The organism is Pseudobutyrivibrio sp. JW11, from assembly GCF_900115355.1.
GTDB lineage: Bacteria > Bacillota > Clostridia > Lachnospirales > Lachnospiraceae > Pseudobutyrivibrio > Pseudobutyrivibrio ruminis.
Genome location: NZ_FOWB01000005.1, coordinates 105,321 through 125,644 on the forward strand (window position 1 = coordinate 105,321; position 20,324 = coordinate 125,644).

Sequence of the window (20,324 nt, forward strand, 5' to 3'; positions counted from 1 at the left end):
TGGGTACCATGGCAATAATAAGGTCAAAAGAATTAGTACATGAATATATCAGACGTGACGAAGAGGGCAATGTGGAGAGCATTCAGCTTGCCCTCGACCACGTTAATCTTAACGTTGAACCAGGACAGTTCATATCTATTTTAGGACACAATGGTTCAGGCAAATCTACATTCGCAAAGCACATTAATGCGCTTCTTACTCCATCAGAAGGTACAATCTGGGTAGACGAGATGAACACATCTGATGATGAGTACACATTTGCAGTACGTCAGACTGCAGGTATGGTTTTCCAAAATCCTGATAATCAAATAATAGCCAGTGTTGTAGAAGAAGACGTGGCTTTCGGACCAGAAAACATCGGCGTTCCTACAGAACAGATTGTGGAACGCGTTGATAAGTCTTTAAAGATGGTTGGAATGACGAAGTATAAAGCTCATTCTCCAAACAAATTATCAGGTGGACAAAAACAAAGAGTAGCAATAGCAGGTGTTATGGCAATGGAGCCAAAATGTATCATTTTGGATGAGCCAACAGCCATGCTTGATCCTGATGGACGAGCAGATGTGCTTCGTGCAGTTCACACTCTTAATCGTGAAAAGGGAATCACTGTTATCCTGATTACTCACTACATGGAAGAGGTTGTTGATTCTGACTATGTCTACGTAATGGAAAAGGGCAAGGTCTTTATGGAAGGCAAGCCAAGGGAGATTTTCAAGGATGTTGAGCTTCTCAAGGAGCACAGCCTTGATGTTCCTCAGGTTACACTTCTTGCTCATGAGCTTAGAAAAGCAGGTCTTAATCTACCAGAATGCGTCCTTACAAGAAAGGAACTTGTAGATGCTCTCACACAGCTTGGGATGAAAAAGGCAGCGGCTGCACAGACTATAGAAAAGCCAGCGGCAGAAGCAGATGCCGATAAAAAGAACGTGTTAATACTTGATCATGTTTCATACAAGTATTCTCCAAATACAGCATATGAAGTAAAGGCTCTTGATGATGTTAATCTCTCTATAAAAGAGGGAGAGTTCATCGGTATCATAGGCCATACAGGTAGTGGTAAATCTACTCTAGTGCAGCATTTGAATGGATTGGAAAAGGCTACCGAGGGGACAATCTACTACAATGGTCAGGATATCTACGACAAGGATTTTGATATCAGAGACTTACGTACACAGGTAGGAATGGTGTTCCAGTATCCTGAACATCAGCTTTTTGAAACTACTGTTTTCAAGGATGTTCAGTATGGTCCAAAGAATCAGGGACTTGATGAAAAGGAGCAAATCAAGAGAGCATACGAGGCCCTCGGTTTGGTTAAGCTTCCAGAAGAATTATATCTTGCATCGCCATTTGAGCTTTCAGGTGGACAGAAGCGTAGAGCTGCTATCGCTGGTGTAATTGCAATGAAACCGGCAGTGCTTATTTTGGACGAGCCAACAGCAGGTCTTGACCCAAAGGGAAGAGATGATATACTTGGTCTTATTTCCGATATGCATGAAAAACGAAAAGATACAGTTATTTTGGTTTCTCATTCCATGGAGGATGTGGCCAACTACGTTGATAGAATCATCGTAATGGATGCAGGTCGCCCAGCTTTCGATGGCACACCAAAGGAAGTCTTTGCTCACTACAAGGAGCTTGAAAAGATGGGACTTGCCGCTCCACAGGTAACATATGTTATGAATGATTTAAAGGAAATGGGTTATGATGTTGATGCCTCTGCAACAACAGTTTCAGAAGCAACAGAATCCATTTTAAAAGCTTGTAAATAATAGCCGAGACCTTATTGGCTTGGACTAAAAAAGGATTATAAATATGCTACGAGAAATTACATTAGGACAATATTATCCAGCAGAATCAGTTCTTCATTCATTGGATCCAAGAGTGAAGCTGTTTTCTACTCTGGTTTTTATCATCACATTATTTTCAGCAGACAATGCAGTGTTGTTTGCAATAGTTTTGTTGTCAATGATTGGCATTATCAGGCTTAGCCATGTGCCATTTTCATTTATGGTAAAGGGTCTAAAGGCAATTGTTGTATTGCTTATCATTGCCGGCCTTTTCAATTTGTTCCTTACACCTGGAAAGACTTTAGTATCATTTTGGATTCTTTCTATTTCAGATGTGGGACTAAAAAATGCAGTGCTTATGACAAGCAGAATGATTCTTCTTATTGTTGGTACATCAATCATGACACTTACAACCACACCAAATCAGCTTACTGATGGTTTGGAGAAATCACTTGGCTTTATGAAAAAGTTCAATGTGCCAGTACATGAGATTTCAATGATGATGTCAATTGCCCTCAGATTCATTCCAATCCTCATTGAGGAGACAGACAAAATCATGAAGGCACAGATGGCTAGAGGCGCTGATTTTGAATCAGGCGGACTTATTACAAAGGCTAAAAACATGGTGCCACTTTTAGTACCACTTTTTGTTTCAGCTTTTAGAAGAGCTAACGATTTATCCCTTGCCATGGAGGCAAGATGTTATAATGGTGGCGAAGGACGTACAAAGATGCATCCCCTCAAGTATAATTCACTTGATCAGAGAGCATATATTTGTGTAGCCCTTTACATCATCCTATTTTTTGCAGTAAAGGTTATTTTATAATATGAGAGTAATGATAGTAGTTGCCTATGATGGCAGTAACTATAGTGGCTGGCAGATTCAGCCAAACGGAGTAACAATCGAACAGAAATTGAACGAGGCCCTCACGGACCTTCTTCAGGAGCCGATTTCGATTATGGGAGCAAGCCGTACAGATGCAGGTGTTCATTCCCTTGGAAATGTAGCTGTCTTTGACACTAATTCTAGAATGCCAGCTGACAAAATCAGCTTTGCACTTAACCAGCGCTTGCCTGACGATATTGTGGTTCAGTATTCTTGTCAGGTGGAGGATGATTTCCACCCACGTTATGCTGCTTGCCGCAAGACATACGAATATAAGATTTTAAACCGCAAGATGCCAGACCCTACAAAGCGCAAGGACACATTCCACTATTATTACGATTTGGATGTAGATAAAATGAATGAAGCAGCTGCTTACCTTATCGGTCAGCACGATTTCACTTCATTCTCATCAGTAAAGGCGCAGGTTAAATCCCGTGTCCGCACCATCTACACAGCAAAGGTATACAAAGAAGACGATGTCATCCATATCCGCCTTACAGGCGATGGATTCCTATACAACATGGTACGTATCATCGCCGGCACACTTATCAAAGTAGGTGCAGGAGAGATGGAACCAATGTACATGCTTGAAATATTCCGTGGCCGCAACCGCGAGCTTGCTGGCCCAACCGCTCCAGCTCACGGACTGACTATGATTGGAATTGAATACGAATAAAATATACCCGTACGGGTATAAAAATATTGTTTCGATATCGGAGTACACCCTAACGGGTATAAATCTTCTGCAATTAGTTGAATTTATACCCGATAGGGTGTATATTTATTTTATGAATAATATAGCTGAATTTATAAAAACTGAACGAAAGAAAGCTGGATTAACCCAAGAGGAGTTTGCAATTAGATCTGGATTGGGTTTACGTTTTGTGCGCGAACTTGAGCAGGGCAAGGAGACTGTCCGAATGGATAAAGTCAATCAGGCTCTTGCTATGTTTGGTATGCAAGCAGTTCCGGGTGAAATAGATAGAGGTGAAGTAAATGGCTAGAATTGGGAAGGTTTATGTTCAAAATAAATATGCTGGAGCTATAAAGGAGACCGATGATGGATATGAGTATTCTTATGATGAAAGCTATTTATCTGATGAGAATGCTGCGCCTATTAGTCTTACTTTACCAATAACAAATGAACCATATAAATCAAATGTTTTGTTTCCATTTTTTGATGGTCTTATTCCTGAGGGATGGCTTTTAGGTGTTGTAGAACGTAATTGGAAAATAGATGGTAAAGATAGATTTGGTTTACTTCTTGCAGCATGTAGAGATTGTATCGGTGATGTATACGTAATACCAGAGGAATAATATGAGATGTTTATTTTGTAATAAAGAACTAAATAGCCCGTCTGATTATGAAGCTAAGGTTTTGTGGCATAATAAATGCATAAAGAAATTTTTTGGTACAGTTGCTATTCCGGAGATTGATATTTCAGAAGAGCAGTTAGAAGCATTAGCTAATTCTACAGTTAATAAAGGATTAACAGTGCCTGGCGTTCAAAAGAAACTGTCCCTTCATCTTGATAAGGTGGACAAAGCTGGACGTTTTACAATTGTAGATTACCCTACAGGATACATTTTAAAGCCTCAATCAGAAGATTTTCGGGCTCTGCCAGAAGCTGAGTTCTTATCTATGAAGTTAGCTGAAATGGTAGGGATAAAGACTGTTCCTAATGGATTAATAAGAGTAAATGGTGAATATGCCTATATTACAAAGAGAATAGATAGAGAGAATGGCAAAATGTATGCCATGGAGGACTTTTGTCAGTTATCAAATAGATTAACTTCTGATAAATACAAAGGGTCTTATGAGAACTGCGGAAAAGTGATTTCTAGATATTCAAAAAATGTCGGTGTAGATAAATCGGAATTATTCTATAGATTGCTATTTTGCTTTGCTACTGGTAATTCTGATATGCATCTTAAGAATTTTTCATTAATTGAAAATGAGCCTCAAAGTAGAATCTTTGGTCTTTCTGCGGCTTATGATTTATTACCGGTCAATGTAATTATGCCAGCGGATAAAGAACAGATGGCTTTAACTGTTAATGGAAAGAAACGCAATATTAGAAAAAAAGATTTCTTACTATTAGCAGATAGTTTGGATTTGAATCGAAAAACAGCGGAGAAGCTTATGTCAAAAATATGTAAGGTTGAAAAAAGCTTTCTTGAGGAAATAGAAATATCCCTGTTACCGGATGATATGAAGGAAAGTATGAGTAAATTGCTATCGGAACGTATTAGCATATTTCAATAGATGTAGCTCTTGTTTATAATGAAAAACTCTGATTTTAGAAGGTGTTAGTGAGTATTTTATGAGGATGTAGAGGTTATGAAAAAGGAAAGAGCTAAACGTCTTGGAAAATATGCTTTTGGATTAAGTGAAGGGAAACTATTGGATATGGAAGTTATTGAAAAGCTTAATGATGAGCAAATTAAGGAATTAATAGCTACTGGCTTTAGATTTAGACATAGATCATTGGAGGAGTATGTTGAACTATCAGGGAAGCCATTACAGGCTTCTACAGAAATAGAATGGGGAAAACATGTAGGTAGAGAAGTATGGTAGAGCAGGGAGATATTATAAAAATTGAACGTAAAAAAGCCGGATTAACCCAAGAAGAATTTGCAATTAGATCTGGATTGGGTTTACGTTCAAAATAAATATGCTGGAGACTACCAAAAGAAATGAAGGACCAATTGCAAGAACTGATTGTGGAGCGAATTAACGTATTAAAATAACTTATTTATTGACCTTGGCACTATAACATGCCAAGGTTTTTTATTTCATAGAAAGTTTAAAAATATTACACAAAATCCAATTGACTTAGCATATATATATATATAATTTTTAGTGCAATTTTTAATTGTAGTAAAAGTTATTAAATGAGGTAGTATATGAAAAAGAAATTTGGAGCGTTGCTAGTATTGGCAACGGGGGGTTAGTCTCATTGACAGGCTGTGGAGCCCCAAAGGAACCGGAAGATCACATCTGGGAAGCTTTAGACGGAATTAAAGAGGCTGAGCTTGATTATAAGACTTTATCTGTTCAAGTTGACGATAAGATTCTTGTTATTAACGAAGAGAGAACATTTAATGATTTTTTGGAAATGTTTCCTGAAGAAGAAAATTTTATATTTGTAAACAAAGATAGTAATATTATTAATCCCGAGGATGATTTGATTGAATCTAACAGGACTGAGAGAGTTTACTTGTTGAATGAAGATTTCTATTCTCTAGATGCGGAGTGGGAAGGGTGGAATGCTTCTGCAATTGAATATCAGCCTATTTTTTCTTTATCTTTAAGTAATGATACTGATAGTCCAGTTACTTATGGGGATTGCAAGGCGGAATTATGTGATTTTAATGACAACCCAAGTGCGTTTGATGGTGTTTACACGTACAGGAATACATTAGATTAATATTAAGGAATAAGGAGTTTGAAATCAATGAAAGCTAAAATATTAAATACAGTGTTGTTAATGATACTTATATCATCACTATTTGTTGCTTGCGGACAGGCAAGGGGAATCTGTGATATCTGCGGCAAAAATGCAAAGCTGTGGGAAGTTACAGTAAATGAGTCAACAGATTTTCTTGGCTACACAGTGTCAGAAGAAACCACCACTTACAATGTATGTGAAGACTGCAAAGATGATTTAATGGCTGATTCAAATATTACCGCACAGCCTGCAGAATAAATAATAATATGTATATAAATTAGAAATCGCATAATCGCCTGATGTTGTGATTAGGTGGTCTTTATCTAATTATGAGAGGTGAGCATGAAAAAGAAAATTATCGCTATTGTAGTGGTCATTTGTTTGCTTGTTACAGGATTTTTTGGATATCAGTTTTATAAGAATAAAAAGGCTGGTGAGGAATCTGCTAACAACGAGACGGAGCAATCCAAGCCTGAAGAGATAGAGGAAATATCATTTGTACCTGTTTCAGAGGAGGATGCACTTTCTCAAGCTCAGTGGATGAAAATGCTTAATGAGGCATTTCAGTTTACTGATTACACAGAGTACAATAGCGATAAAATCAACGGTAGCTTTGCCGTGGCCACAGGTTTTGAAAAGCTTGGTGGTGCGTGCCTAGACTTTTATTTGGAAGGAAAGGAAAACACACTTGAGAATAAATGCAGTGTGGCAGTAGATTTAGGTCTGATAGATGAGAACTACATAGATTCCTACATTGGTCAGGAGCAGGCGACTGCACTTATCGAGAACCTCAAGGCTCTGCTTGAAGCTGGAGATTATCATGTTGAAAAAAACGAAGTGGAATTTGCTGAGAATGTAGTAGACGGTCAGGAATGGACTGCTGAGTATTTCAGCCAGGTTGAGGAAGATGGCGTTCTTAAGAGTGAGGTCATAATCGACACAAATGGCTATGAACCTCAAATCGATGAGAAAATTGTATATTTAGACCAAAATGGAATAATGCATGGTGGCAAAGTCGTTGCTGTAGAAGCAAGGGATGGTGGTCAATATGACATCATGACTGAGCCAGTGAATTCTCAGGCAGATCTTATTGAGGACTACACAATTGCTGGATACGTTGATTGGTCTAAGGTTCAAGATATGACAGGGAATACAGCCTTTGCTAATCCTCAAGCTTCAGCATGCGCTACAAAGAATAATGCATCTCATTCAGTGGATATTGTTATTAAAGGAACTGTTTCCAATGAGGGATGGGAGCTTTCAGAATTCTCCGTAGATGGCGTAGTTTTATCCGGCGACGATGAGGAAGATTCCGAAGAAGAGGATGAAGAAGAATCTGAGGAAGAGGAGTCAGACGAGGAGTCCGATGAGGATAATGAATCTGAAGAAACTCATGATGATTCAGAGGGAGAATCAGACGAAGAAGACGAGGACGAGGATGAAGGTGTCTCAGCTGAAGGCTCAGCTTCAGGTGATGTAGAAATCGTCTTAAAGGGTGTTCAGATTTACGCATATGTAAAAGATGATAAGGATGTTAGCTTTGATGTTTCCTTTACACCATATGTAAAGCTGGAGAATATTACAGCTGACCTTGAGGTGGCATTACCAGCTCTTCCACTGGGTGTTGGAGTCCTTTCCTGCGAGGTAAGCCCAAGTATTCTTTTGGATGAGGACTTAGGCCTTACAGTGGAGTTTGAGCCACAGAATCCAGTGTGCCTATCAACAAACAACAACGAATCAGGCGGTGCAGCTTCAATTAATGAAAATACCAGTGATTTTGATATAGGAAATGTTAATTACCTAGAAGATGTCAGCCTTGATTTGGATGAGTTTCATGTTGCAGCAGGAGCTCAGCTTGGTCTTAGTGTAAAGCTTTGTGAGTTTATTAATGTTGCAGAGCCAAGCTTCACATCACGAATGGTGTTAGTTGGTAGAGCATTAGATGTGGTAGAGGGATACGAGTATCCTTGTTTTGAGGTAAAGGCCGCCGGCCCTATTTGTTCAGTGGCTTTAGCATCTGATGGAACACTCTTAGATTACTTCTTGGATAGGGCTAGTCTTCCAGGTGAAATTCAGCTTAATGGCATCAATGATGACAATGCATTATTATTTGCAAAGTACTATCATATCGAGGTGTTGCCTATAAAGCTTTTGGAGGATCCAAATGGTAACGCCTCGGTCTGTACACACTATAGACCTGACGAGGATCATGAATCGGATGAAAAGATAGCATTTGACTATGCAGAGGTTGAAGAAAGCGCTGATTATGATACAGATGCAGCGTACTTTGTTGAAATAAATGGTGAGCGCTTTGGTTTTGAGTTCGAGAATGATGAGTACGAAGAGCAGTACTTAGCATACTTAGATAATCTATCAAAGGAAGATATTATGGGCTACGGTATGACCTCTGCAGATAGCGCCGCTTTCAACGAGACTGATTACATTTTCAACAATTCCGAGTGGTTTTCTTTAAGCTATGAAGATAGAGAAAAAGTAAACATGTTCATGCCAGGTGATTTTGTTGTAGTTAATGGCTGTGACATAAGCGATATACGAATCCCTAGAATAATGTCCTCATTTTTGGGGGCTAGCTTTTTGAATTCAGGTTATGTTTATGGAGATGTAGTAGGGCAAATTACATATGATGATGAGAGTAGATTTGAAGACACAATAATAGATTTAGGAAGTTCGTCTTTTTCATATAGAAGACCTTACAGAAATATGGAAAATACTGAATAATAGATTTAACCATTGATGATTATTTATCAAGGGTGTTTTTATGTCTAAAAATACTCAAAAAGTTATAAAAAATTCAGCTTGACATTATATATATAATGATTTTTGTAATTTTAAAGAACTCTAAATGTGTGAAGAGTAAGTTGAGAAATGATATATGGAGGTACCTGTCAACATGGATAAGATTAAGTATTATTTAGGAGAATTAAGGGATAAAGCAATTTCATTTTTTGCTGTTTTGGTGGGTTTGTTATTAGCATTAGTAGCTATAATAGGCGGATTTGCCTGTTTGTCTGATGGTTCTATGGAAACAAAAGAAGCTGTGATAGTGATTATTTTGGGTCTATTAATCCTTGTTGGAATAAGTATTTATACATATTTTAAGTTTTTAAAACCGTGGCGTTGCCCTGTTTGTGGGAAGTTCTTCGCCATAAAAGGCAATGGTATTGTTGAGCTTGAAGCAGATGAATTTTTAGTTGATGAAACATCCTATTCTGTTAACACTTCTAAGGTTGAAACTGGATTGGGTACTTTCAAGGTTGAGACACCTGAAAGTCATACTGAGCAGGTTAAATATACCCGAAGAAATTATCAAAAAAACTATATTTGTAAATACTGTGGTGAGGAATTCTATAAAACATTTTCAGGGGATAGGATGCGAGGATAAGAAGAATATGGTAAAAAGAATTGTAAAAAATTTATTGGCTGTTTCTTTAGTATTGGTTATGTTATGCTCTTGTGGCACATCTCATTCTAATAAATACATGGATTTAGGTGAGAAGTATTTAAAAGAATTAGATTATGACAGTGTAATTGAGGCTTATACATCTGCTATTGAAGAAGATCCTTTAAGTATTGATGCCCATGTAGGCTTGGCAAAAGCTTATCAAGCTAAGGCATCATCCGTAGATGATACTAGTGAATCCTTAGATTCATTAGTTTTAGCATGGAATACGTTAAATGATATGATCGAAGATGTTGATACTCAATATGAAGGCGGAGATGAGACTATTGAATCCGCAACAGAATTAAGAGTACAAATTGAATCAGAATTTACGGAATTATATTTTAAGGAGCTGTACACCTTAAATTGTAATGAAGAAGGTTATGAGGAAATCAATTCTTTTAAAGATAAGTACCAATTATACATTTATGATTTCATAGACTTGCAGGAATCAAAGACTATAGATGAAATAAATTTATCAGAGGAATCAAAAGAGGCATATGATAGTTTCTTAAATGATGGTAGCGTCGCTGTTTTTCATTTAACGGATGGTTCACAAGATGGCACGATTGATTTAGACGATTACCTTGAAAATAATGCAGAGTATTCCCTGTCTGATATCCTTGATGTTTATAACAATATTGAAAATGTTACTTTAGGAGATATTACAACTTCATATATTGATTGTGGTAAAGATAATGATTATGAGATGTTAGTTTGTATTGATTATACATATGAGCCATTCCCAAGTATTGTTAATTATAATACAGCAAGCCTTGTGATTAAGCAGATTAAGTCAAAACTAGAGGTTTGTTATCACGTTGATGGAAGAGGAACTCATTTTGTATCTGATGCTGGCGATGAAGTATATACGGCGCCATCTATGATTTATAATAATGGACTGGTATATTCCTGCACTGAAAGCGGTTCGAGTCCTGTATGTTATGAATATAGTGTTGGTTATATCGATGAAGATGGAACATATAATTTATGGTACGAATTCGAAGAAGAATATATAGATGAGGAGGAATGCAGAGTATCTGATAATGTCATTAGAACAGCTGATGATGTATATTACTATTTAACTGTTGGTTATACAGATGTTATGTCTGGTTACAAACCATTACAAATATTAGATTTTCGTGTTGATGCTTCACAAGCATATGCTGATGATTTTAATGATGCTTTGTTAGAAATAGGGGATAAACATCCTATTACCAGTTTTTCTGACGTGATAAATATAATTCAAGAGAGAAGACTTGAAATAGGATTAACGGATAGTATTTATTACAAATAATTGTTGAAGGAATAGAATAATTAATGATTATGTTGGACTGCACAAGGGACATGCTAACATGGACTTGTGCAGTATTTTGTATTTATAAATAAAATAATTAAGCTATAGCAATTCCCTTATTCTTTGTAATAAATGCTTTGAAAAAAAGTAAATATGAAGCATTTTTGATGGGAGAGAAGAGGATAAATCAGAAGATTTCAGATTGTAAATTTTATGTTGACGGATACGGAATCCTATTGTACAATGTAACGGTTGATGTAGTAAGGAGACTTGCGTCCATTAGCCCGGAGGCAGGTTTTACTATAACATTCCTTGCAGGTGCCCGGACATCACCGGCTTGGGAGCTTTTTTAGATTTATTTAAGGAGGAATTCTCATGAATACTTATATGCCAAACCCATCTCAGATTGAGAGAAAATGGTATGTAGTTGACGCTGAGGGCCAGACACTTGGACGTCTTTCAGCAGAAGTTGCAAAGGTTTTAAGAGGTAAGAATAAGCCAGTCTTCACTCCACACGCTGATTGTGGTGACTATGTAATCGTAGTTAATGCAGAGAAGATTAAGGTTACAGGTAAGAAGCTTGATCAGAAGATTTACTATCATCACTCAGATTATGTTGGTGGTATGAAGGAGACTTCTCTTCGCGATATGCTTAACACACATCCAGAGAGAGTTATCGAGCACGCTGTTAAGGGCATGCTTCCAAAGGGACCACTTGGTCGTCAGATGTACACAAAGCTTTTCGTATACGCTGGACCAGAGCACAAGCAGCAGGCACAGAAGCCAGAAGTGCTTACATTTTAATAGGAGGTAGATCATGGCTAAGAATACAACAAAGTATTATGGAACTGGTAGAAGAAAGTCTTCAGTTGCTAGAGTATATCTTGTACCTGGCACAGGTAAGATCACTATAAATAAGAGAGATATTGACGAGTACCTTGGTCTTGAGACATTAAAGGTAGTTGTTCGTCAGCCACTTGTAGCTACAAACACAGCTGACAAGTTCGACGTTATCGTTAACGTAAAGGGTGGCGGATACACTGGCCAGGCTGGTGCTATCAGACACGGTATCTCACGTGCACTCCTTGAGGTAGATGCTGAGTACAGACCTACACTTAAGGCTGCTGGATTCCTTACAAGAGATCCTAGAATGAAAGAGCGTAAGAAGTACGGTCTCAAAGCCGCACGTCGTGCTCCTCAGTTCTCAAAGAGATAAAAAACGAACACTGCAAAATCAACAAAAACCCCGATTTTTCGGGGTTTTTTCTTTTTTCCGTTTGGCTCTATTTGTCCCTATTAGTAACAAAAAACATACTTAATAGTAACAAAGTGCTGAAGTGTGCTGAAAAGTGTTATCCGTATAACATATAAGACACCCTTGAAACCCTTGAAAACACAGGGGTTGTGTTATACGGATAACACCAAAAAAGGAAGGGTTTTTCACCCTTCCTTTGATTGTTTCCACATATACCTTAATTCTGACACAGATTTGAAGTTCCATTCTGTTCCATCCTTGAAAACGATTTGGTGGTCAGACACACTTTGGATGTCCCTGAATCGGTTCTTTGGTGCTTGCCACCTGATTAGTTGTTCATAGGTCTTGGAATCCAGTCCACACAATTCTTCAGGATTCCTGACAGGGTGTGTGAACTGCATCATGTGTCTTAATTCCTTGACATTCTTGGACAGGATTTCTTCTGTCCCTGATTCATCATTGATGAATCCTTTCTTCAGTCTGATGAAATATCCCTGACTTTTGGTGTAGGATGCAGATTCTATCATTGGATGATACTTTTCTTTGACTTCCCACTTCAGCAACATGGAAACCATGTCTTCAGGTTTATGGTCTTGGTCAATGTCTGCCTTGATTAGTCTGCATATATAATCATTCACACTGATTCCCATTGAAGAACTGATTTCCTTCAGTCTGTCTTTATATCCACTTGGAAGAAGGACTTCCTGTCTGTCATATTTGGTTTTCATGTAGTCATTGATATATTTTCCCCTGTTTGCCTTTGCAGTCAGTTTTTCATTCCTGACTGCAACCTTTGGAAGTGTAGTGGTCTTTTTCTTTGGCATTAGTCCACCACCTTTCAAATCTTGTTGATTGCTTCAAGTTTATACTGCATGTCAATGTGGGTGTAGACAGTTTCAGTGACACCCTGTCCCTTGTGACCAACAATCTTCTTGATGATTCTTTCATCCACACCATGAACAGTCAGAAGGGAAATGCAAGTGTGTCTTGTATCATGTGGAAGGTGTTCCAGTGATAATTCTTCCATCAGGGGTGTCCAGTATGAATCAATATAGTTTCTATACTGGAAATGATAATGGTCAGGTGTTGTGACAAGATATTCACCTTCCTGATTCATCCAGTATTCAAAGAAAGGGACAACCTTTTCAGCAATAGGGACTTGTCTGATTCCTGATTCTGTCTTGGACTTGGTGACATCAAACCACCTTTCTTCCAAGTGAACATCTTCCTTCTTCAAGTCTAACAGTTCACCGATTCTGACACCTGTGTATATCAACATCAGGATGACTGAATAATAGATGTTTGAATCCTTCACTGACCACAACATGTCAATTTCTTCTTCAAGGAAAGGTTTCCTGTTCCGTGCATTTGGATTCCCTGACTGACTGATGTCAATATACTTGATTTTGTCTGCCTTTTCTTTGGACAGGATGTCATGAAGAACACAATAGTCATATAATTGTTTGAATAGAATCTTCAGTTTCTTCAGGGTTGGTGTGTTCTTCCCTGAATCATCAACCACCCTTTGAAGGTGGTCAATGGTGATGTCACACATCTTCATGTTCTTGATAGGTTCACAAAGTCTGTATGATGCATTATATCCCTGAACATTGGAATGTGAAATCTTGGGATATTTTTCTTCAGACCACCTGTCAAAGACTTCTGAAAAGGTGATTGTCTGAAAATGTAGGTCATAAGGGTCTTTGTTGTATTCTGCAAGTCCTATCATTGCATCCTGTTTGGTTGGATAATAACCAACAAACTTATACTTTGGAAAAGCCTTCTGTGTTTCTTCATTGAAGTCCCATCCAATTGTTTTCCTTGCTACCCAAGGATTTCTTCTTCTTCCTGACAGTTTATAAACTGAACCATATCCATTTGGTAAACGCATAATAAAAAAGTCCTTTCATATTGGTGACAGAAAGGACTTTCACTGATACAATACAGTTGTGGACTGGTATGACAGGAAAACCTTTCTGTGTGTACTTGGTAGAATAGGACAGTCACTGATTGCAGTCAGGACTGTCCTTTTGTGTGTCAGGCAATCTTTGAAAGAACCTGACCAACAGTCTGTGAAAACTGTTCATAGTCATAGAATTCAATCTGAAGACCTGTCTGAAGGTTCTTCAGGAACTGGATGACCTTGTGAATCTGATGTCCTTCTGTGATGGTCACAGTCATCTTCTTTGTGTCAGTGGTGACCCTGAAAGAATGATACTTTCCAAGGGTGATGACTTCCATGTTCCTGATTGGTTCTGTGTTCCCTTCAATTTCTTTCATGGTGGTCATGAATTCATACTGTCCTTTTGTCATTTGCATTGTTCTTCACCTGTTCCTTTCTTTACTTGGTTGATAATAAAAAAATAAGGACATCCATTCATTAAGATTTGAATGGGTGTCCTTATTTCTTGTACTTTGCAGACTGTATCAGGTCATCAATATATTCTGATACTTTGTCTTTGCCTTCATCATTCAGGGAAAGGAACTTTCCAATAGTTTCTGCAATTTCATCACCATAAACATCTGAAAGATATTCATAAGTGGAAACATCTGTCCTGATTCTGTCAAGGTCTTGTGTGATATTGAAAGGACTTGTATTCAATGCCTTTGCAATCTTTTTGACCTGTTCCAGTTTAGGTTTGTATTTTTCCGCTTCATACTGTCTGATTGTGACTTCTGATATTCCAGTTAGTTCAGACAGTTTCTTTTGGGTGATTCCCTTTTCCTTCCTGATGGCTTTAATGTTTTGTCCTACTGTCACATATATCACCACCTATGTTCCCATTCTAACACAGGTTGTGATGGTTTTGCATCTGTTTTGTTGAACTTATTCAGCGGAAATCATCAACAACATGTAGTGACGATAATTTTTACACTATACAACATATAGTTTATGTGTTATATTACTAATAACAGATGGAAACCTTATGTAATTCTGATTGTAATAGTAAGAAAACCATCTGTCAAGTCTATATTAGTAACACATAAAAAACAATCATGATGCAGAATCCAGTGATTTTGCGGAAAGGAAGGAACAATGAAATTATCTACCAGAAAACTTCAAATGGTTATGGCTGAAAAATGTATCAGTCTAACAGAACTATGTCAAAAGGCTGAAATATCTACTGTCACATTGCGTGATGTCAGATTTGGAAGACAGAATCCAAGACCTTCAACCATTGGAAAGATTGCAAAGGCTTTGAATGTTTCTGTTCAGGACATCATTGAAGACATGGACTGAAAGGAAGGGACAGAACATGATGAAAGAAATTAGAAAGGGGATGATGGAACATGAATCTGTATAGGGGTTATGTGCCAACAAAGGACAAAGCACCACTGAAGAAGTTCAAAAGTGGTCAAGAACTTATGACCTTGGAACAGGTTCAGAAGTATTCAGAATTTGCAGGTGTGTTAGATATGAACACCATCCTGATTGATGTGGATGACAGTGGACAGTCTGAAATACTCATGAAAATTGTTGAAGATTTACAACTGGACTGCAAGGTTTTACAAACCACAAGGGGAAGACATTTTTTGTTCAAGAATACTGATGTGAAACAATGCTATACCCACACAAAGACTGCATGTGGTCTGATAGTGGACATCAAAGTTGGATGTAAAAATTCCACAGAAGTCCTGAAGTTCAATGATGAAGACAGGTTTTGTGAATGGGACATTGATGAAGGTCAGGAATATCAGGAACTTCCTGTGTGGTTAAAACCAGTTAAAACTGACATCAACCTTCTTGGAATGAAGACAGGTGATGGAAGGAACAATGATTTCTTCAGATATGAAAGAATTCTTCAGGGACAGGGATTTGAAATTGAAGATATAAGAACTTCAATCAGGATTGCAAACAAGTACATTCTGAAGGAATCACTTTCTGATGATGAACTTGAAACAATTTTAAGGGATGAAGCATTTGAAAAGCCTGTTTTCTTTAATGGAAAGACATTCCTTCATGACAAATTTGCAGACCACCTGAAGACTGAATTTTATATCAAGAAGATTGGTGGTCTGTTATATGTCTATGACAAATCAAAAGGAATCTATGTTTCAGGACACAAGACCATTGAAGACAAGATGTGTGATTTGTTTCCTTCAATCAAGTCCAGTCAAAGGAATGAAGTCCTGAAGTATTTGGAAATCAGAACCAAAGAAGAAGGACTTGAACAAGACAATGCACACCTGATTGTTTTCAATAATGGAACATTGAATCTGAAGACCATGGAACTGAAGGAATCAAGTCCTGAAGATATTATCACCAATAGAATTCCTTGGGACTGGAATCCTGATGCATACAGTGAAGCAATGGACACAGTTCTTGACAATGTTTCCTGTGGTGATGAAGGTATCAGGGCATTGTTGGAAGAAATGTTTGGATATTGCTTTTACAGAAGCAATGAAAAATCAAAGTCTTTCATACTGACTGGAACAGGTGCAAATGGTAAATCAACTATTTTAGATATGCTGAAGTTTGTTCTTGGAAGGGAAAACTATGTATCACTTGACCTTTCAGAAGTTGCAGAAAGGTTTTCAACATCTTCAATGGTTGGAAAACTTGCAAATATAGGTGATGACATCAATGATGAATTTCTTCAAGGAAAACAGATTGCAACATTCAAGAAGTTGACAAGTGGAAATGATTTGAAGGCAGAAGATAAAGGACAGGATGTTTTCTTCTTCAAGCCTTATTGCAAATTATTGTTTTCAACAAATGAAATCCCAAGGTTTCAGAACAAGGGATTCTATGCAATTAAAAGAAGAATGGAAATAATTCCATTCAATGCAACATTCAAAAAGGGTCAGGAAGGGTACAGTGAACACATCACATGGAATCTGAAAACACCTGAAGTTGCAGAATACATCATCAGACTTGGTGTGAATGGTCTGAAGAATATTTTGGAAAATGGATTCACAGAATCAGAACTGGTTCAGAAACAACTGGATGAATTTGAAAGGGACAACAGTCCTGTTCTTCAGTTCATGGAAGAAGTTGATGAATCTGAAATTCTGAACCACACCACAGATGATGTCTTCATCAGATTCCAAGACTTTTGTCTGAAGGATGGAATGATGACAACCATGAAAAAGGAAACTTTTGTCAAACAGATGAATCAACACCTTGGGTCAAGAACCGAACCAAGAAAAGTCTTGGTCAGGGTAGGAAAGAAACAGGAAAAGAAGACAAAGAAAGTCTTCCTGAAATAAAAAACTACGGTTGACTACGGTTTGACTACGGTTAGAACTACGGTTGAAACCCTTATAAATACTGAATTACTACGGTTACTACGGTTAGTTTTCTATATTTTAATAAAAATAATAGTTATGTGTTTATTAGTTATTAAATATAGAAAAAGAAAAATATAAGAATATATATTCAACCGTATACCGTAGTAAACCGTAGTAACCCAGTAAAATCAAGGGTTTGAACCGTAGTCAGAAGGGTAAAAATACTACGGTTCAACCGTAGTAACTCAAAAAATTGAATGAATTATGAAAGGAACAGGTGAAGAATAATGCGAATGATGACACCACATGAAGAAAGAATGGAACAGGTCAAGACAATTGATGAACTGGAAGGAATCAAGTGGATTGGTTGGATGACCAAAGAAAATGTTGATGGGGACTGGAATTTTCAACCTGAATCAGAATATATCAGGATTGAAGATGGAAACAATCATTTCTATCAGGTTTATTTGTCAGGAAATGGGATGCATCCTGAATCATATTTTCACAGAAGTTTGTGGATTGGTATTTTCTTGAATCAGGTCATGTCCAGTCTTGGGATTCTTCCTGAAGGGAAATGGATTGGTCTGAATTGGTCTGTGTCAAATGCAGTGAATTATTGCAGACATCACATGGAAAAAAGGGAACATGAAGTTGTAAAAGGTGGATATTTTCAGCATTTTCACATTTTTTGACGGATTTTTACAAGGTTTTTGAAGAAAAAATGGAAGGTTTTTCCTGAAAAATTCCATGTTTTTGAAGATTTTTTCAGGACATGGATTTTCAGGAATCCCCATTTTTCAAGGGTTCAGGTGTTGGAAATAAAAGAAAGGTTGAAAAAAGTTGACATTTTATTTATATAGGGATGTTGAAATTTGTTAGTTATAGTTAGTTTTTTTTATTTATATAGGGTGGTGTTGCAATGAAAAGAACATTCAGAATTATCAATGAAAAATATGGAAGACTAATCATGACCACAGAAGGAACAAGAACCATGTACAGTCTTCAGGACATTTGTCAGATGGTTGACCTTGACTGGAAGGAATGTCTTCCAATGCTGAAGAAAAGAACTGTGACCTGTGAAGTCCCTGACAGGGGTGAACACATCTTCATTGGTTCACAGGATGCAGAAAGGATTCTGAAGACTGTCACAGGACATGATTCATGTTGTGGATGGTTGTCTGTGATTGCCTTCAATTTCTTTAACTAGTAACAAACCAAGTGACAAATAAGGGGTGACAGGATGTGAAGTCCCTGAAAACAGGGATTCTTCACTTCTTGTTTCGATAATATGGAAAAGATTGGTGGTGGTTATGATGATAAATAGATTTGCAGATGTGAAGTGTGAACAGGTTTCTGTGATGGATGTTTTCAGAAGTATCAGGAAATTCAGGAAGACACTATTTTCAATCTGTTATCTGAAGAAAGGAAGAAACATCAAATGTGATAAAAGAATTTCTTGTGAAGGGTGGTGATGACCTATGACAAAGAATCAAAGGAAGTTGGTCAGACTGATGGAAACAGTTGGTGATGATAAATTCTTTGAACTACTGGACACCTTCAATGGTGAAACAATTTATTTCACACCCTGTTTCAATATTCAGGCAAGAAATGAAGCAATCAGGAAGGACTGGAATGAAGGGAAGGGTCTGACCATCCATGAACTTTCTGAAAAATATCAGATGTCAAAATCAAGGATATATGACATCCTTCCACTGATAGAAAAATGACAGGAAAAGAACTGTCCAACTTTCTTCAAACACTGGAAAAATACTGAAGTTTCCAGTGTTTTTCTTTATCATTAAAGTGTACAAGGAATTTCCTTTGAATACATATTATTTTCGGTTCAGGACTGACACAGGTTGTCAGTCTTGGACTGAAAGAATCCCTTCCAAGACATAACTTGTAAAAATTGTATCAGGGATTGAAGAACAGGAACATTGAAAAAGAAAGGACAGGAAAGAAATGGATGAAGTAAAAGAACAGAATCCTTCTTCCCTTGCTGAAGCACTCAAAGAAAAGTATCAGGGACAGGAAAAGACATCCAGTCATTCAGAAGAATCTGAACAGAAGTGGGTGGATGCATTTTCCAAGTATTCAGGAAGAAAGGAATAATGAACAATGGGATTTTATGATGAATTTACAAAGAAGATTCAGAACATCAAGGATGAAAGGTCAAAGGCGGTTTCTGATTTGCAGACCAAGATTGACACAATGATTCAGGAAAGGGATGTTCTGAAAGAAAAGGTGGAACAACTTTTGATTGATGGAACACCTGAAGAACTTGTCAATACAAGGGCACAGATTGACCTGAAGGAAACAGGAATTTCAATGTATCAGGACAGACTGAAGGAACTGGAACAGTCACCTGTTATTGATGAAGATTCTTGGGAAGAAATGTATCAGGAAATTGTTTCTGAATACAATGCACAGTCATTGGAAGGTCTGAAGAAGGTCAAGGCTGAAAGTGTTAAGTTACAGAAGACTATTGATGACCTTGGTGGAATCTATACTGAAGCACATGCATGTTTTAACATGCTTCAGACAACTGAACCACTGAAGACTTCTTCACAGACAATTTTTGGTGGAACACATTTCAGTCTTTATCCTTTTATGGATAATCCACTTGATTTAGACTTCAAACAGTCACTTGATAGTAGAATCAAAGATTTGGAAGGATAAGGTTATGACAGGAAAAATCAAAGCATGGAAATTTGACAAGGGTTATGGATTCATAACAGGTGATGATGGTGTTGACTACTATGCACACTTTTCAGGACTTGACATTGAATCCTTCCCTGTGAAGGGTAGTCAGAAGGTTTCTTTTGACTTGGTAGAATCAAGGGAAAACCTGAAGGCGGTCAATGTCAAAGCAATATAATAGTTTCAAACAAATGTCATTTGTGTAGGTGGGAAGGGTCTTGTGTCCTTCCCACTTTTAAGATTCAGAAGAAGGTG

27 protein-coding genes are annotated in these 20,324 nt (G+C 37.5%); 23 read left to right on the top strand and 4 right to left on the bottom strand.

The window, feature by feature from the left end; genetic code table 11:
* Positions 1-8: 8 nt before the first annotated feature.
* From BM102_RS06930 to rpsI, 15 genes are all read left to right on the top strand, one after another.
* On the top strand, positions 9-1,769 hold the full coding sequence (locus BM102_RS06930) for an energy-coupling factor transporter ATPase (protein ID WP_090480479.1): 1,761 nt from the start codon (positions 9-11) through the stop codon (positions 1,767-1,769).
* A 43-nt stretch (positions 1,770-1,812) separates the two neighbouring features.
* The gene (locus tag BM102_RS06935; RefSeq protein WP_044938165.1) at positions 1,813-2,613 is read left to right on the top strand and encodes an energy-coupling factor transporter transmembrane component T family protein; all 801 of its coding nucleotides are present in this window, start codon (positions 1,813-1,815) and stop codon (positions 2,611-2,613) included.
* Position 2,614: 1 nt separating this feature from the next.
* Complete coding sequence (gene truA, locus BM102_RS06940; protein ID WP_033154492.1) at positions 2,615-3,349, top strand: tRNA pseudouridine(38-40) synthase TruA; 735 nt, start codon at positions 2,615-2,617, stop codon at positions 3,347-3,349.
* 112 nt (positions 3,350-3,461) lie between these two features.
* Entirely contained in the window at positions 3,462-3,677 is a 216-nt protein-coding gene (locus BM102_RS06945; protein ID WP_044938163.1) for a type II toxin-antitoxin system Y4mF family antitoxin, read from the top strand.
* Positions 3,670-3,990, top strand: a complete 321-nt coding sequence (locus BM102_RS06950; RefSeq protein ID WP_090480357.1) for a HipA N-terminal domain-containing protein — start codon at positions 3,670-3,672, stop codon at positions 3,988-3,990. Before BM102_RS06945 ends, BM102_RS06950 begins: the two co-directional genes overlap by 8 nt.
* Before the next feature lies 1 nt (position 3,991).
* Positions 3,992-4,939, top strand: a complete 948-nt coding sequence (locus tag BM102_RS06955; protein ID WP_090480360.1) for a HipA domain-containing protein — start codon at positions 3,992-3,994, stop codon at positions 4,937-4,939.
* 75 nt (positions 4,940-5,014) lie between these two features.
* Positions 5,015-5,251, top strand: coding sequence for a hypothetical protein (locus BM102_RS06960; RefSeq protein ID WP_090394663.1), 237 nt, complete (start codon positions 5,015-5,017; stop codon positions 5,249-5,251).
* Positions 5,252-5,633: 382 nt separating this feature from the next.
* Positions 5,634-6,104, top strand: a complete 471-nt coding sequence (locus tag BM102_RS06965; protein WP_090480363.1) for a hypothetical protein — start codon at positions 5,634-5,636, stop codon at positions 6,102-6,104.
* A 27-nt stretch (positions 6,105-6,131) separates the two neighbouring features.
* Complete coding sequence (locus BM102_RS06970; protein WP_090480366.1) at positions 6,132-6,383, top strand: hypothetical protein; 252 nt, start codon at positions 6,132-6,134, stop codon at positions 6,381-6,383.
* Positions 6,384-6,467: 84 nt separating this feature from the next.
* Positions 6,468-8,864 carry a hypothetical protein gene (locus BM102_RS14185; protein WP_143085468.1) on the top strand — a complete coding sequence of 799 codons (2,397 nt, stop codon included), beginning with the start codon at positions 6,468-6,470 and terminating at the stop codon, positions 8,862-8,864.
* 172 nt (positions 8,865-9,036) lie between these two features.
* Positions 9,037-9,528: a hypothetical protein gene (locus BM102_RS06980; protein ID WP_090480369.1), complete on the top strand. Its 492-nt coding sequence runs from the start codon at positions 9,037-9,039 to the stop codon at positions 9,526-9,528.
* Positions 9,529-9,535: 7 nt separating this feature from the next.
* On the top strand, positions 9,536-10,882 hold the full coding sequence (locus BM102_RS06985; RefSeq protein WP_090480372.1) for a tetratricopeptide repeat protein: 1,347 nt from the start codon (positions 9,536-9,538) through the stop codon (positions 10,880-10,882).
* Between the two features lie 167 nt (positions 10,883-11,049).
* Entirely contained in the window at positions 11,050-11,235 is a 186-nt protein-coding gene (locus BM102_RS06990; RefSeq protein WP_090480374.1) for a hypothetical protein, read from the top strand.
* Between the two features lie 22 nt (positions 11,236-11,257).
* On the top strand, positions 11,258-11,686 hold the full coding sequence (gene rplM, locus BM102_RS06995; protein WP_033154490.1) for a 50S ribosomal protein L13: 429 nt from the start codon (positions 11,258-11,260) through the stop codon (positions 11,684-11,686).
* 13 nt (positions 11,687-11,699) lie between these two features.
* A complete protein-coding gene (gene rpsI, locus BM102_RS07000; RefSeq protein ID WP_033154489.1) occupies positions 11,700-12,098 on the top strand; it encodes a 30S ribosomal protein S9 in 399 nt (132 codons plus the stop codon).
* A 224-nt stretch (positions 12,099-12,322) separates the two neighbouring features.
* Here the strand turns inward: rpsI and BM102_RS07005 are convergent, their stop codons facing one another.
* The 4 genes from BM102_RS07005 to BM102_RS07020 form a co-directional block, all read right to left on the bottom strand.
* Entirely contained in the window at positions 12,323-12,961 is a 639-nt protein-coding gene (locus BM102_RS07005; RefSeq protein WP_090480376.1) for a hypothetical protein, read from the bottom strand.
* Between the two features lie 14 nt (positions 12,962-12,975).
* Positions 12,976-14,028: a tyrosine-type recombinase/integrase gene (locus BM102_RS07010; RefSeq protein WP_090480379.1), complete on the bottom strand. Its 1,053-nt coding sequence runs from the start codon at positions 14,026-14,028 to the stop codon at positions 12,976-12,978.
* A gap of 146 nt (positions 14,029-14,174) precedes the next feature.
* A complete protein-coding gene (locus tag BM102_RS07015) occupies positions 14,175-14,456 on the bottom strand; it encodes a hypothetical protein (protein WP_090480381.1) in 282 nt (93 codons plus the stop codon).
* Positions 14,457-14,538: 82 nt separating this feature from the next.
* Positions 14,539-14,898 carry a helix-turn-helix domain-containing protein gene (locus BM102_RS07020; RefSeq protein ID WP_090480383.1) on the bottom strand — a complete coding sequence of 120 codons (360 nt, stop codon included), beginning with the start codon at positions 14,896-14,898 and terminating at the stop codon, positions 14,539-14,541.
* Between the two features lie 276 nt (positions 14,899-15,174).
* Between BM102_RS07020 and BM102_RS07025 the strand changes: the two genes are divergently transcribed.
* The 8 genes from BM102_RS07025 to BM102_RS07055 all read left to right on the top strand — a co-directional run bounded on the left by BM102_RS07025 (position 15,175) and on the right by BM102_RS07055 (position 20,247).
* Positions 15,175-15,378, top strand: coding sequence for a helix-turn-helix domain-containing protein (locus tag BM102_RS07025; RefSeq protein ID WP_090480386.1), 204 nt, complete (start codon positions 15,175-15,177; stop codon positions 15,376-15,378).
* A 50-nt stretch (positions 15,379-15,428) separates the two neighbouring features.
* Complete coding sequence (locus BM102_RS07030) at positions 15,429-17,348, top strand: DNA primase family protein (RefSeq protein WP_090480389.1); 1,920 nt, start codon at positions 15,429-15,431, stop codon at positions 17,346-17,348.
* Between the two features lie 308 nt (positions 17,349-17,656).
* Positions 17,657-18,061 carry a hypothetical protein gene (locus tag BM102_RS07035; protein ID WP_090480391.1) on the top strand — a complete coding sequence of 135 codons (405 nt, stop codon included), beginning with the start codon at positions 17,657-17,659 and terminating at the stop codon, positions 18,059-18,061.
* A gap of 227 nt (positions 18,062-18,288) precedes the next feature.
* Positions 18,289-18,576 (top strand): hypothetical protein, encoded by a 288-nt coding sequence (locus BM102_RS07040; RefSeq protein WP_090480394.1) that lies wholly within the window; start codon positions 18,289-18,291, stop codon positions 18,574-18,576.
* A 271-nt stretch (positions 18,577-18,847) separates the two neighbouring features.
* Complete coding sequence (locus tag BM102_RS07045; RefSeq protein WP_090480397.1) at positions 18,848-19,096, top strand: Mor transcription activator family protein; 249 nt, start codon at positions 18,848-18,850, stop codon at positions 19,094-19,096.
* A 235-nt stretch (positions 19,097-19,331) separates the two neighbouring features.
* Positions 19,332-19,481, top strand: coding sequence for a hypothetical protein (locus BM102_RS14310; RefSeq protein ID WP_177194929.1), 150 nt, complete (start codon positions 19,332-19,334; stop codon positions 19,479-19,481).
* Between the two features lie 6 nt (positions 19,482-19,487).
* Positions 19,488-20,048, top strand: coding sequence for a coiled-coil domain-containing protein (locus BM102_RS07050; RefSeq protein ID WP_090480400.1), 561 nt, complete (start codon positions 19,488-19,490; stop codon positions 20,046-20,048).
* 4 nt (positions 20,049-20,052) lie between these two features.
* Entirely contained in the window at positions 20,053-20,247 is a 195-nt protein-coding gene (locus BM102_RS07055) for a cold-shock protein (RefSeq protein ID WP_090480402.1), read from the top strand.
* Positions 20,248-20,324: the final 77 nt, after the last annotated feature.

What these genes read in the sequence shown, in the direction of transcription:
- BM102_RS06930 (WP_090480479.1), top strand. Translation starts at nt 9, where the DNA reads ATGGCAATAATAAGGTCAAAAGAATTAGTACATGAATATATCAGACGT.
- BM102_RS06935 (WP_044938165.1), top strand. Translation starts at nt 1,813, where the DNA reads ATGCTACGAGAAATTACATTAGGACAATATTATCCAGCAGAATCAGTT.
- truA (WP_033154492.1), top strand. Translation starts at nt 2,615, where the DNA reads ATGAGAGTAATGATAGTAGTTGCCTATGATGGCAGTAACTATAGTGGC.
- BM102_RS06945 (WP_044938163.1), top strand. Translation starts at nt 3,462, where the DNA reads ATGAATAATATAGCTGAATTTATAAAAACTGAACGAAAGAAAGCTGGA.
- BM102_RS06950 (WP_090480357.1), top strand. Translation starts at nt 3,670, where the DNA reads ATGGCTAGAATTGGGAAGGTTTATGTTCAAAATAAATATGCTGGAGCT.
- BM102_RS06955 (WP_090480360.1), top strand. Translation starts at nt 3,992, where the DNA reads ATGAGATGTTTATTTTGTAATAAAGAACTAAATAGCCCGTCTGATTAT.
- BM102_RS06960 (WP_090394663.1), top strand. Translation starts at nt 5,015, where the DNA reads ATGAAAAAGGAAAGAGCTAAACGTCTTGGAAAATATGCTTTTGGATTA.
- BM102_RS06970 (WP_090480366.1), top strand. Translation starts at nt 6,132, where the DNA reads ATGAAAGCTAAAATATTAAATACAGTGTTGTTAATGATACTTATATCA.
- BM102_RS14185 (WP_143085468.1), top strand. Translation starts at nt 6,468, where the DNA reads ATGAAAAAGAAAATTATCGCTATTGTAGTGGTCATTTGTTTGCTTGTT.
- BM102_RS06980 (WP_090480369.1), top strand. Translation starts at nt 9,037, where the DNA reads ATGGATAAGATTAAGTATTATTTAGGAGAATTAAGGGATAAAGCAATT.
- BM102_RS06985 (WP_090480372.1), top strand. Translation starts at nt 9,536, where the DNA reads ATGGTAAAAAGAATTGTAAAAAATTTATTGGCTGTTTCTTTAGTATTG.
- BM102_RS06990 (WP_090480374.1), top strand. Translation starts at nt 11,050, where the DNA reads ATGGGAGAGAAGAGGATAAATCAGAAGATTTCAGATTGTAAATTTTAT.
- rplM (WP_033154490.1), top strand. Translation starts at nt 11,258, where the DNA reads ATGAATACTTATATGCCAAACCCATCTCAGATTGAGAGAAAATGGTAT.
- rpsI (WP_033154489.1), top strand. Translation starts at nt 11,700, where the DNA reads ATGGCTAAGAATACAACAAAGTATTATGGAACTGGTAGAAGAAAGTCT.
- BM102_RS07005 (WP_090480376.1), bottom strand. Translation starts at nt 12,961, where the DNA reads ATGCCAAAGAAAAAGACCACTACACTTCCAAAGGTTGCAGTCAGGAAT.
- BM102_RS07010 (WP_090480379.1), bottom strand. Translation starts at nt 14,028, where the DNA reads ATGCGTTTACCAAATGGATATGGTTCAGTTTATAAACTGTCAGGAAGA.
- BM102_RS07015 (WP_090480381.1), bottom strand. Translation starts at nt 14,456, where the DNA reads ATGCAAATGACAAAAGGACAGTATGAATTCATGACCACCATGAAAGAA.
- BM102_RS07025 (WP_090480386.1), top strand. Translation starts at nt 15,175, where the DNA reads ATGAAATTATCTACCAGAAAACTTCAAATGGTTATGGCTGAAAAATGT.
- BM102_RS07030 (WP_090480389.1), top strand. Translation starts at nt 15,429, where the DNA reads ATGAATCTGTATAGGGGTTATGTGCCAACAAAGGACAAAGCACCACTG.
- BM102_RS07035 (WP_090480391.1), top strand. Translation starts at nt 17,657, where the DNA reads ATGCGAATGATGACACCACATGAAGAAAGAATGGAACAGGTCAAGACA.
- BM102_RS07040 (WP_090480394.1), top strand. Translation starts at nt 18,289, where the DNA reads ATGAAAAGAACATTCAGAATTATCAATGAAAAATATGGAAGACTAATC.
- BM102_RS07045 (WP_090480397.1), top strand. Translation starts at nt 18,848, where the DNA reads ATGACAAAGAATCAAAGGAAGTTGGTCAGACTGATGGAAACAGTTGGT.
- BM102_RS14310 (WP_177194929.1), top strand. Translation starts at nt 19,332, where the DNA reads ATGGATGAAGTAAAAGAACAGAATCCTTCTTCCCTTGCTGAAGCACTC.
- BM102_RS07050 (WP_090480400.1), top strand. Translation starts at nt 19,488, where the DNA reads ATGGGATTTTATGATGAATTTACAAAGAAGATTCAGAACATCAAGGAT.
- BM102_RS07055 (WP_090480402.1), top strand. Translation starts at nt 20,053, where the DNA reads ATGACAGGAAAAATCAAAGCATGGAAATTTGACAAGGGTTATGGATTC.